We start from the raw sequence: 10,839 nt of genomic DNA on the forward strand, positions 1-10,839 counted from the left end.
ATGGCGTGCCTTTTTTAATGGCTGCAATTTGCTGCTCTTGTTTTGATTCTCAATATCATTTAATAATAAATATCATTACCGAATGAGCATGGATCATGAGTTCTGTCCTGCATGAGGATCCGTACCTGGAAAGTTGGCGTTGGATGAGTCGTCAGATTCGCTGCGGCCTTGATCCTAATGAACCGCGACTGATCGAACATTACCTCAACGAAGGGCGATACCTGGCGTGCTGCACCGCGACCCATCCGTGGACGATCGCCGAAACGTCATTCCGCCTTTTGATCGACACCGCGGGCGACATCGCCTTGCCCTGGCACTGGCGATCCATGTGCCTGGACCAGGCCTGGCGCCCACTTCGCGACCTGGAAAAACTTTCCCACTGTGCCTGCCGCCTCAAGCGCTGGCAGACCTTTGCCTGGCAATTGGCGACCTGCGAATTGCTGCCGTCTATTTCTCACTCCGACCTGGTGCAAGGATCAAACGATGAGTAACACCCGTATCGAACGCGACAGCATGGGCGAGCTGCAAGTGCCTGCCGAGGCTTTGTATGGCGCGCAGACCCAGCGCGCGGTGAACAATTTTCCGATCAGTCATCAACGCATGCCGGCGCAATTCATTCGCGCCCTGATCCTGGCCAAGGCCGCCGCCGCGAAGGTCAATGTCGACCTCAAGCAAATCAGCGAAGGGCAGGGCAAGGCCATCGTTGACGCGGCCCAGGGCTTGCTCGAAGGCAACTTCATGCCGCACTTCCCGGTGGATATTTTCCAGACAGGCTCCGGCACCAGCTCGAACATGAATGCCAACGAAGTGATTGCGACCTTGGCCAGCCGTTTGCTGGGTGAAGCGGTTAACCCCAATGATCATGTGAACTGTGGCCAAAGCAGCAACGACATTATCCCAACCACCATCCACGTCAGCGCAGCCTTGGTGCTGCATGAGCAAACGCTGCCGGCCTTGCTGCACTTGGTGCAAGTCATCGAGCAAAAGGGCGAAGAGGTCCACCCGTTCATCAAGACCGGCCGAACGCACCTGATGGACGCCATGCCGGTGCGCATGAGCCAGGTGCTTAATGGTTGGGCGCAACAGCTCAAGGCCAATATCGGCCATTTGCAGGATTTGCTGCCGAGCTTGCAGGCGCTGGCACAGGGTGGCACGGCGGTTGGTACCGGGATCAATGCGCACCCCGAATTTGCTGCGCGTTTCAGTCAGCAACTGAGCATCCTTAGCGGGGTGAAATTCACCCCCGGCAAGAACCTGTTCGCGCTGATCGGCTCCCAGGACACCGCCGTTGCCGTTTCCGGCCAGTTGAAAGCCACTGCGGTATCGCTGATGAAAATCGCCAACGACCTGCGCTGGATGAACTCCGGCCCGCTCGCAGGCTTGGGTGAAATCGAATTGGAAGGCTTGCAGCCAGGCTCCTCGATCATGCCGGGCAAGGTCAATCCAGTGATTCCGGAGGCCACCGCCATGGTTGCCGCCCAGGTCATCGGCAATGACACGGTGATCACTGTGGCGGGTCAGTCCGGCAACTTCGAGCTGAACGTGATGCTGCCGATCATCGCCCAGAACCTGCTTAGCAGCCTCGAATTGCTGGCCAATGCCAGCCTCCTGCTGGCCGACAAAGCCATCGCCAGCTTCAAGGTCAACGAAGCCAAGCTTAAGGAAGCGCTGTCGCGCAACCCGATCCTGGTCACCGCACTCAACCCGATCATTGGTTACCAAAAGGCCGCTGAAATCGCCAAGAAGGCCTATCAGCAAGGCCGCCCGGTGATCGATGTCGCTCTTGAGCACACCGACTTGTCACGTAGCCAACTGGAGATCCTGCTGGACCCGGAAAAGCTCACGGCCGGCGGCGTGTAATCACCGACCCTGCTTTGGAGGCGCACCATGGAGCACTGGAAACGCACGATCGAACGGGCCAATCGCTGTTTTATGGCGGGCGAGCTGGTCGACGCTCGTGAGGCCTATTTGCAAGCCCTGGCCCTGGCGCAAGTGTTGTTCGAGCGTTGGGCGGATGCCGACGAAGCAGTGGCGGCTTGCGTCATTTCCCACCACAACCTGGCGGACCTGCACCTGCGCCTGAACCAGCCGGAGGAAAGCGCGGAATACCTGTGCGCCATTCACCAACGGCTGTTGCAGACCATGCAGGACCCGCGTCTGAACCCGCAATTGCGCGAGGCGGCGCTGCGCCAGAGCAGCAAGACCTACGTCGAACTGTTGAATTTCATCAGCGATCACGGCGAGTACCCGCGTACCCATCGCCTGCTGGGCGGTACTGCGGCGCAACCGATCACTCCACACTACGGAGCACATTGATATGACCTACACCTTGCCTGCCCTGCCTTACGCCTACGACGCCCTGGAGCCGCATATTGATGCGCAAACCATGGAGATTCACTACACCAAGCATCACCAAACCTACATCAACAACCTCAATGCAGCGGTCGAAGGCACGGAGTTTGCGGGTTGGCCGGTAGAGAAGTTGGTGTCCAGCGTGCAGCAACTGCCGGAAAAACTGCGTGCTGCCGTGATCAACCAAGGGGGTGGTCACGCCAACCACTCGTTGTTCTGGGCGGTGATGTCGCCGAAGGGCGGCGGTAAACCCGACGGCGCGCTGGGCAAAGCCATCGACGAGCATTTGGGCGGCTTCGACAGTTTCAAAGAGGCCTTCACCAAGGCCGCCTTGACCCGCTTCGGCAGCGGCTGGGCATGGCTGAGTGTCACCCCGCAAAAGACGCTGGTGGTGGAAAGCAGTGGCAATCAGGACAGCCCGTTGATGAGCGGCAACACGCCAATCCTGGGCCTGGACGTGTGGGAGCACGCCTATTACCTGCTGTATCAGAACCGTCGCCCGGAATACATCAACGCCTTTTATAGCGTGATCAACTGGCCGGAAGTCGCCGCACGCTACCAGGCCGCCCTGGCCTGATATTCAACCTATAACAAGATCTAAGGCCGACTATGGGCACTGAAACACTGGCGATCAGCAGCGGGCGAATGTTTCGTTATGCGTTTGGCTCGCTGTTGCTGTTGGCAGGGACTGCATTGCTGGTGGCCCATGGGCTGGCCTGGCTAAACCTTGAACCGCGTATCCTGCGCGCCTTGCAGGGCGGCGCTATCTGCGCGCTCGGCACGGCACTGGGCGCGGTGCCCGTGCTGGTCATACGCCGCATGCCGGTAGCGCTGAGCGATACCTTGCTGGGCTTTGGTGCCGGGGTAATGTTGGCGGCGACGGCTTTCTCGCTGATCGTACCGGGCATTGCGGCTGCCGAAGGCCTGGGGCTCTCGCCTTGGGGTGCCAGTGGTTTGATCAGCTTCGGCATCATGCTGGGGGCGTGCGGGCTGTATCTGGTAGACCGCAAGGTTTCCGGTGCGAGCCCGGAAATGCTGGTGGGTACGTCGGATAAACCCGTGATTGCGCCGCGTATCTGGTTGTTTGTGTTCGCCATCATTGCTCACAACATTCCGGAAGGTATGGCAGTGGGCGTTTCTGCCGGTGGTGGCATGCCGGACGCCGACAGCCTGGCCATGGGCATTGCCTTGCAGGATGTGCCGGAAGGTTTGGTGATTGCACTGGTGTTGGCAGGCGCGGGCATGTCGCGGGTCAAGGCGTTCTTGATCGGCGCCGCGTCAGGCTTGGTCGAGCCGGTGTTTGCCGTGCTGTGTGCGTGGTTGGTGAGCCTGGCTGAGGTTCTGTTGCCATTGGGGCTTGCGCTGGCGGCGGGGGCTATGTTGCTGGTGGTGACTCACGAAGTGATCCCGGAATCGCGCCGCAACGGTCACGAAAAGCTTGCTAGCCTGGGGTTGTGCGTCGGGTTTTGTTTGATGATGGTGATGGATACCGCATTAGGGTGAGGCCATTGCAGCCTCACACCTGTCTCAAAGGGTGGGTTTACTCACCCTCGTCAAAGTAGTTATTGATCAACTTAACCAGGGCGTCCATCGCTTCCTGCTCTTGTTCGCCTTCCGTCTTCAAGTGAATCTTGGTGCCCTTGCCCGCAGCCAGCATCATCATGGCCATGATGCTTTTGCCGTCGACCATCGATTCCGGCGTGCGCCCGGCGCGGATCTGGCAAGGGAACTGCCCGGCAACGCCGACAAATTTGGCCGAGGCGCGGGCGTGCAGGCCCAACTTGTTGATGATTTCAATTTCCAGAGCGGGCATCGCGGGGGTGTTCCTTTCAGCTAAGGTCGCGGTGGCGAACCTGGACGTTCTTGAGGGTTTGTTGCAGCACCTGGCCCAGGCGTTCGGTCAGGTAGACGGAACGGTGGTGGCCGCCGGTGCAGCCGATGGCAATGGTGACATAAGCCCGATTACTTGCAGCAAAGCGCGGTAACCATTTGAGCAGGTAGCTGGAGATATCCTGGAACATCTCCTCGACATCCGGTTGCGCAGCCAGGTACTCGGCTACTGGCTGGTCCAAACCAGACTGGTCACGCAGCTCCGGCTTCCAGTAGGGGTTGGGCAGGCAGCGCACGTCGAACACCAGGTCGGCATCCACCGGCATCCCGCGCTTGAACCCGAACGACTCAACCAGAAAGGCCGTGCCTGGCTCCGGCTGGTTCAGCAGGCGCAGCTTGATGGCATCGCGCAACTGATACAGGTTGAGGTCCGTGGTGTTGATCTTGAGATCCGCGAGGTCAATGATCGGCCCCAGCAGCGTGGTCTCATCCTCTATGGCTTCGGCCAGGGAGCGATGCGGGCTGCTGAGAGGGTGACGTCGACGGGTTTCGGAGAAACGCTTGAGCAGCGTTTCCTCGTCGGCATCCAGGTACAGCACATCGCAGTGAATATGCTTGGCGCGTACTTCCTCGAGCAGTTGCGGGAAGCGCTCGAGATGGCTGGGCAGGTTGCGGGCGTCAATCGAGACGGCCACCAGTGGCTGCGGCAGTTCAGTGTGGATCAGGGCGCGTTCGGCCAATTCCGGCAGCAGGCCCGCCGGCAGGTTGTCGATGCAGTAGAAACCGTTGTCCTCAAGAACATTGAGGGCGGTGCTTTTACCCGAGCCGGAGCGGCCGCTGACGATGATCAAACGCATGGTTACTGCCCGCTTTGCTCATCGAGTACAACCTGATAAAGCGCCTCGTTGCTGCTGGCACTGCGCAGTCTGTCGCGTACTTCTTTGCGGTCGAGCATGCTGGCTATCTGCCGAAGCAGTTCCAGGTGCGCATCGGTGGCGGCTTGCGGGACCAGCAGAACGAACAGCAGGTCAACCGGGGCGCCGTCGATGGCGTCGAAATCGATTTTCTCCTGCAGGTGCAATAGCGCACTGACGGGAGACGTGCAGCCTTCAAGGCGGCAGTGAGGAATGGCGATGCCGTTGCCAAAACCGGTGGAGCCCAGTTTTTCACGGTCAATCAGGGCCTTGAACACGACTTGCTCATCCAGCTCAGGCACTTCACGGCTGATCAGGTTGGCGATGTGTTCGAGGGCTTTCTTTTTGCTGCCGCCCGGCACGTTCACAAGGGAACGGCCGGGGGTCAGGATAGTTTCAAGTCGGATCATGGGTGGGGAGTGTTAGCGGCCTGTGCCTTGAAGAAGGCTCTGCTGCTTTTCCTTATGCTTTTTAAGTTGGCGGTCAAGCTTGTCAGTCAAGGCATCAATTGATGCATACATGTCTTCATGCTCGGCATTGGCGACTACTTCGCCACCGGGTATCTGGAGAGTCGCCTCAATTTTCTGCTGAAGCTTGTCGACCTTCATGATGACTTGCACATTGGTGATTTTGTCGAAATGACCCTCAAGCCGTTTCAGCTTCTGCTCGACGTATTCGCGCAATGGAGGGGTGACTTCTACATGGTGTCCACTGATGTTGACTTGCATACAGCTTCTCCTTCGTTGCCAGTGCATAAAGCGGTGGGTAGGAATACCCACCACTGGAACGCTATGGCCCGCCCGTCACATCAAACGCTTACGCTCGCTGGAAGGCGCGATCCCGAGGGACTCGCGGTACTTGGCGACGGTTCGACGGGCGACCTGAATGCCTTGTGCCTCCAGTAAACCAGCGATCTTACTGTCACTCAATGGCTTTTTCTGATTTTCCGCCGCAACCAGTTTTTTGATGATCGCGCGGATCGCCGTGGACGAGCATTCACCGCCTTCGGAGGTGCTGACGTGGCTGGAGAAAAAGTATTTCAGCTCATAAATACCCCGTGGGGTATGCATGAATTTCTGCGTGGTTACCCGTGAAATCGTCGATTCATGCATACCTACCGCTTCGGCAATGTCGTGCAGAACCAGTGGCTTCATCGCCTCGTCGCCATATTCCAGGAAGCCGCGCTGGTGCTCGACGATCTGGGTGGCCACTTTCATCAGGGTTTCGTTACGGCTTTGCAGGCTCTTGATGAACCAGCGCGCTTCCTGCAACTGGTTGCGCATGAAGGTGTTGTCGGCACTGGTGTCGGCGCGGCGCACAAAGCCTGCGTATTGTGGGTTGACCCGCAGGCGAGGCACCGATTCCTGGTTCAACTCCACCAGCCAGCGTTCGTTGTCTTTGCGCACGATCACGTCGGGCACGACATATTCGGCTTCGCTGGACTCGATCTGCGAGCCGGGGCGCGGGTTGAGGCTCTGTACCAGCTCGATGACCTGCCGCAGGTCGTCTTCCTTGAGCTTCATGCGGCGCATCAACTGGCTGTAGTCGCGGCTGCCCAGCAGGTCGATGTAGTCGGTGACCAGGCGCTGGGCTTCGGCGAGCCACGGGGTCTTGGCCGGCAGTTGGCGCAGTTGCAGCAACAGGCATTCGCTTAAGGTGCGAGCGCCAATGCCGGCAGGCTCGAACTGTTGGATGCGATGCAGGACGGCTTCGATTTCGTCCAGTTCGATGTCCAGTTCCGGGTCGAAGGCTTCAAGAATCTCGTCGAGCGTCTCGTCCAGGTAGCCCTGATTGTTGATGCAGTCGATCAGGGTTACGGCGATCAGGCGATCGGTATCGGACATCGGCGCCAGGTTCAGTTGCCACAGCAAGTGGCTCTGCAGGCTCTCACCGGCGGACGTGCGAGTGGTGAAGTCCCACTCGTCGTCGTCATTGCTGGGCAGGCTGCTGGCGCTGGTTTGGTAGACGTCTTCCCAGGCGGTGTCCACGGGAAGCTCGTTGGGAATGCGTTCGTTCCATTCACCTTCCTCAAGGTTGTCCACCGTAGGGGCGGTTTCCTGATAGGACGGTTCCTGCACGTCGGGGTTGGGTTTTTGCTCGATGTTGTCGGCCAGCGGGTCTGCATTGTCGAAGTCGTCGCCTTCTTCCTGGCGTTCGAGCATCGGATTGGACTCCAGGGCCTCCTGGATTTCCTGTTGCAGGTCCAGGGTCGACAATTGGAGCAGGCGGATGGCCTGTTGCAGCTGCGGTGTCATCGTCAGCTGCTGGCCCATTCTCAGGACTAGCGATGGTTTCATGGCAGGGGCTTAACACCTTATTCGCCGGCGCAATGCGCCATCCACGACAGGGCGCGTGAGCGCCAAACATAAGCAAATTATATGCCTGATATCAGGGGCTTTGCCTAGAGCGCGGTAACAATAAAAAAACTGAGGTTTTTATTGACTTGCACGCGCCCCGGGCAATGGCCTGATACCACCGTGTTTACAGGCGGAACTCGTGACCCAGGTACACTTCCTTCACCAGTTCATTGGCCAGGATAGTGGCGGAGTCACCTTCTGCAATCAGTTGCCCATCGTTAACGATATAGGCGGTTTCGCAGATATCGAGGGTCTCACGCACGTTGTGGTCGGTGATCAGTACACCGATACCCTTGGCCTTGAGGTGATGGATGATCTGCTTGATATCGCCAACCGAGATCGGGTCGACACCGGCGAAAGGTTCGTCCAGCAGGATGAACTTCGGTGCGGTGGCCAGGGCACGGGCGATTTCCACACGGCGACGCTCGCCACCGGACAAGCTCATGCCGAGGTTGTCGCGGATGTGGTTGATATGGAACTCCTGCAACAGGCTTTCCAGCTCTTTGCGACGGCCGTCACGGTCGAGTTCCTTGCGGGTCTCGAGGATCGCCATGATGTTGTCGGACACTGACAGTTTGCGGAAGATCGACGCTTCCTGGGGAAGATAGCCGATGCCGGCGCGTGCACGACCGTGCATGGGCTGGTGGCTTACGTCCAGGTCGTCAATCAATACACGGCCCTGATCCGCCTGGACCAGGCCAACAATCATATAGAAGCAGGTGGTCTTGCCGGCGCCGTTGGGGCCGAGCAAGCCGACGATCTGGCCGCTGTCGATCGACAGGCTGACGTCGCGTACGACCTGACGGCTTTTATAAGCTTTGGCCAGATGCTGGGCTTTCAGGGTTGCCATCAGTTCGTCTTCTTCGCAGCGGGTTTTGGCGCAGGGGCGGCAGCGTCTTTCTGCTTCGGCTGGATAACCATGTCGATGCGCGGCTTCGGTGTGCCGATTTTTGTGCCATTGGCGCGACCGGCGGTAGCGATCTGCTTGACGGTGTCGTAGGTGATTTTTTCACCTTCGGTGGTATTGCCGTCAGTACTGACAACCCGTGCCTGGTCAATCAGGATAATGCGGTTCTGCTGGGCGTGATACTGGATGGTCCTGCCGTAGCCTTTCATCGGTGCCGGGTCGGCAGCCGCCTGCTTCTGTTCGAAGTAAGCCAGGTTGCCCACCGAAGTCACCACGTCGATGTCGCCAGCCGGGGTGCGAGTCAGCGTTACCGTGTTGCCGGTAATCTTCATCGAGCCCTGGGTGATGATCACGCCACCGGTGTAGGTCGCGACGCCTTGTTTATCATCCAACTGCGCATCGTCAGCCGAGATATGGATCGGTTGCTGGCTATCGTTCGGCAGAGCCCAGGCGCTCACGCTTCCCAGTGCTGCGCCCAGACCGAGCAAAATAGGGAGGGTTTTAACGAGCCTCATACTGTCCTCTTACGTTCGATAGCAGGTGTATCCTGCTTTCTTTCAAATACGCTTTCATTCCCTTGCCAGTCGATACACCGCCAGCGCCGTCAATTCTAACGTCTTGCTCGGTCTGCGCATATTGCTGTTGTGGGAAAACGGTCATGCGACTGCTGGTGATGATGGTGTCACGCTTGTGTTCATCGGTGCGCGCAACGCGTACCGAGTCGATCAACTCAACCTGGGTGCCGTCCGCATTGACCTCGCCACGTTTGCTGGTGACGTGCCACGGAAAGTCGGTGCCGCGGAACAGGTTCAGGTCCGGGTTGGTCAGCAAGCTGACGTCGGAGGCTTTGACGTGTTCCACCTTATCGGAGGTCATCTCGTATTGGACCTTGCCGTCAGGCATGAACTGCACCGTATAGGCATTGGTGGCGAAATTGTCGATCAGCCCCTCGTCAACCTGTGCTACAGGCTTGTCGAGAAAGCGCTCCGGGCTGATATTCCAGTAGCCCACCGCCAGGAACAGCGCGGCGATGACCCCGAATAACAGGAAGTTGCGAATCTTTTTGCTCAGCATAAAACGCTCTATAAGTAGGCGGCGTGGGCCGCTTCAAGACTGCCTTGGGCACGCAGGATCAATTCGCAGAACTCGCGGGCAGCGCCTTCACCGCCACGTGCGACAGTAATGCCATGGGCGTGTTCACGAACAAACGCCGCTGCATTGGCGACGGCCATGCCCAGGCCCACTCGGCGAATGACCGGCAGGTCAGGCAGGTCATCACCCAGGTACGCAACCTGCTCATAGCTTAGGTTGAGTTGGCCAAGAAGCTCGTCCAGAACCACCAGTTTATCCTCACGGCCTTGATACAGGTGAGGAATCCCCAGGTTTTGTGCGCGGCGTTCCACAACCGGTGTCTTTCGACCACTGATAATTGCCGTTTGCACACCGGCGGCCATCAACATTTTGATGCCCTGGCCGTCGAGGGTGTTAAAGGTCTTGAATTCGCTGCCATCTTCGAGAAAGTACAGGCGGCCGTCGGTCAGCACGCCGTCCACGTCGAAAATCGCCAGTTTGATGTGTTTGCCGCGTTGCATCAGGTCGCTGGTCATTTACATCACTCCCGCACGCAGCAAGTCGTGCATGTTCAGGGCGCCGATCGGGCGGTCGTCACTATTGACCACCACCAGCGCGCCAATCTTATGGTCTTCCATGATCTTCAGCGCTTCGGCTGCAAGCATCTCGGGGCGGGCGGTCTTGCCGTGGGGCGTCATCACCGCATCAATGGTCGCGGTGTGGATATCGATGGTGCGGTCCAGAGTGCGGCGCAGGTCGCCGTCGGTGAAGACTCCGGCCAGACGCCCGTCGGCTTCCAGGATCACGGTCATGCCCAGGCCCTTGCGGGTCATTTCCATCAGCGCGTCTTTGAGCAAGGTGCCACGTTGCACGTGGGGCAGTTCATCCCCCGAGTGCATGACGTTTTCCACTTTGAGCAGCAGGCGACGACCCAGCGCGCCGCCCGGGTGCGAAAACGCGAAGTCTTCAGCGGTAAAGCCACGAGCTTCCAGCAACGCCACGGCCAGGGCGTCGCCCATGACCAGGGCGGCGGTGGTGGAGGAGGTCGGTGCCAGGTTAAGCGGGCAGGCTTCGTGGGCCACGTGCACGTTCAAATTGACTTCGGCAGCCTTCGCCAGCGTGGATTCCGGGTTGCCGGTGAGGCTGATCATCTTGATGCCCAGGCGCTTGATCAAGGGCAGCAAGGTCACGATTTCGTTGGTGGTGCCCGAGTTCGACAGCGCCAGGATAATGTCATCCTTGGTGATCATGCCCATGTCACCGTGGCTGGCTTCGGCCGGGTGCACGAAAAACGCCGTGGTCCCGGTGCTGGCCAGGGTGGCGGCGATCTTGTTGCCGACGTGGCCGGATTTGCCCATGCCGACCACCACAACGCGGCCCGTGCTGGCCAGAATCATCTCGCAGGCGC

Annotated in this window: 15 protein-coding genes; 5 read left to right on the top strand and 10 right to left on the bottom strand. The window is 58.9% G+C overall.

From position 1 onward, the window contains the following. The first annotated feature begins 95 nt into the window (after positions 1 to 95). From FEM54_RS00915 to FEM54_RS00935, 5 genes are read left to right on the top strand one after another with little or no spacing between them, the layout of a single operon-like run. Positions 96 to 491 (top strand): FagA protein, encoded by a 396-nt coding sequence (locus FEM54_RS00915; protein WP_138449097.1) that lies wholly within the window; start codon positions 96 to 98, stop codon positions 489 to 491. Continuing rightward, positions 484 to 1,860 (top strand): class II fumarate hydratase, encoded by a 1,377-nt coding sequence (locus FEM54_RS00920; protein WP_099548386.1) that lies wholly within the window; start codon positions 484 to 486, stop codon positions 1,858 to 1,860. The genes FEM54_RS00915 and FEM54_RS00920 overlap by 8 nt, the downstream gene beginning before the upstream one ends. Positions 1,861 to 1,887: 27 nt before the next feature. After that, the gene (locus tag FEM54_RS00925; protein ID WP_017138243.1) at positions 1,888 to 2,316 is read left to right on the top strand and encodes a hypothetical protein; all 429 of its coding nucleotides are present in this window, start codon (positions 1,888 to 1,890) and stop codon (positions 2,314 to 2,316) included. Position 2,317: 1 nt separating this feature from the next. Next, complete coding sequence (locus FEM54_RS00930; RefSeq protein WP_017138242.1) at positions 2,318 to 2,929, top strand: superoxide dismutase; 612 nt, start codon at positions 2,318 to 2,320, stop codon at positions 2,927 to 2,929. Positions 2,930 to 2,961: 32 nt separating this feature from the next. Continuing rightward, complete coding sequence (locus FEM54_RS00935; protein ID WP_099548388.1) at positions 2,962 to 3,855, top strand: ZIP family metal transporter; 894 nt, start codon at positions 2,962 to 2,964, stop codon at positions 3,853 to 3,855. 37 nt (positions 3,856 to 3,892) lie between these two features. Here FEM54_RS00935 and FEM54_RS00940 read toward each other — a convergent pair whose 3' ends face one another. The 10 genes from FEM54_RS00940 to FEM54_RS00985 form a co-directional block, all read right to left on the bottom strand. Then, complete coding sequence (locus FEM54_RS00940; protein WP_017138240.1) at positions 3,893 to 4,165, bottom strand: HPr family phosphocarrier protein; 273 nt, start codon at positions 4,163 to 4,165, stop codon at positions 3,893 to 3,895. Positions 4,166 to 4,181: 16 nt separating this feature from the next. Beyond that, positions 4,182 to 5,039, bottom strand: coding sequence for an RNase adapter RapZ (gene rapZ / locus FEM54_RS00945; RefSeq protein WP_017138239.1), 858 nt, complete (start codon positions 5,037 to 5,039; stop codon positions 4,182 to 4,184). 2 nt (positions 5,040 to 5,041) lie between these two features. Then, complete coding sequence (ptsN, locus tag FEM54_RS00950) at positions 5,042 to 5,506, bottom strand: PTS IIA-like nitrogen regulatory protein PtsN (RefSeq protein WP_138449099.1); 465 nt, start codon at positions 5,504 to 5,506, stop codon at positions 5,042 to 5,044. Between the two features lie 12 nt (positions 5,507 to 5,518). Further along, positions 5,519 to 5,824 carry a ribosome hibernation-promoting factor, HPF/YfiA family gene (gene hpf, locus FEM54_RS00955; RefSeq protein WP_017138237.1) on the bottom strand — a complete coding sequence of 102 codons (306 nt, stop codon included), beginning with the start codon at positions 5,822 to 5,824 and terminating at the stop codon, positions 5,519 to 5,521. A 75-nt stretch (positions 5,825 to 5,899) separates the two neighbouring features. After that, positions 5,900 to 7,393 (bottom strand): RNA polymerase factor sigma-54, encoded by a 1,494-nt coding sequence (locus tag FEM54_RS00960; RefSeq protein ID WP_017138236.1) that lies wholly within the window; start codon positions 7,391 to 7,393, stop codon positions 5,900 to 5,902. A 184-nt stretch (positions 7,394 to 7,577) separates the two neighbouring features. Beyond that, positions 7,578 to 8,303 (bottom strand): LPS export ABC transporter ATP-binding protein, encoded by a 726-nt coding sequence (lptB, locus tag FEM54_RS00965; RefSeq protein WP_016974288.1) that lies wholly within the window; start codon positions 8,301 to 8,303, stop codon positions 7,578 to 7,580. Further along, positions 8,303 to 8,875 carry a lipopolysaccharide transport periplasmic protein LptA gene (gene lptA, locus FEM54_RS00970; protein WP_017138235.1) on the bottom strand — a complete coding sequence of 191 codons (573 nt, stop codon included), beginning with the start codon at positions 8,873 to 8,875 and terminating at the stop codon, positions 8,303 to 8,305. The genes lptB and lptA overlap by 1 nt, the downstream gene beginning before the upstream one ends. Then, complete coding sequence (lptC, locus tag FEM54_RS00975; RefSeq protein ID WP_017138234.1) at positions 8,862 to 9,434, bottom strand: LPS export ABC transporter periplasmic protein LptC; 573 nt, start codon at positions 9,432 to 9,434, stop codon at positions 8,862 to 8,864. The genes lptA and lptC overlap by 14 nt, the downstream gene beginning before the upstream one ends. An 8-nt stretch (positions 9,435 to 9,442) precedes the next feature. Continuing rightward, positions 9,443 to 9,967, bottom strand: a complete 525-nt coding sequence (locus tag FEM54_RS00980) for a KdsC family phosphatase (protein WP_017138233.1) — start codon at positions 9,965 to 9,967, stop codon at positions 9,443 to 9,445. Continuing rightward, positions 9,968 to 10,839, bottom strand: an 872-nt coding sequence (locus FEM54_RS00985; RefSeq protein WP_138449101.1) for a KpsF/GutQ family sugar-phosphate isomerase, incomplete at its 5' end; no start/stop codon positions are given. It lies immediately after the preceding gene.

The organism is Pseudomonas edaphica (genome assembly GCF_005863185.1).
In the GTDB taxonomy this organism is placed as follows: domain Bacteria; phylum Pseudomonadota; class Gammaproteobacteria; order Pseudomonadales; family Pseudomonadaceae; genus Aquipseudomonas; species Aquipseudomonas edaphica.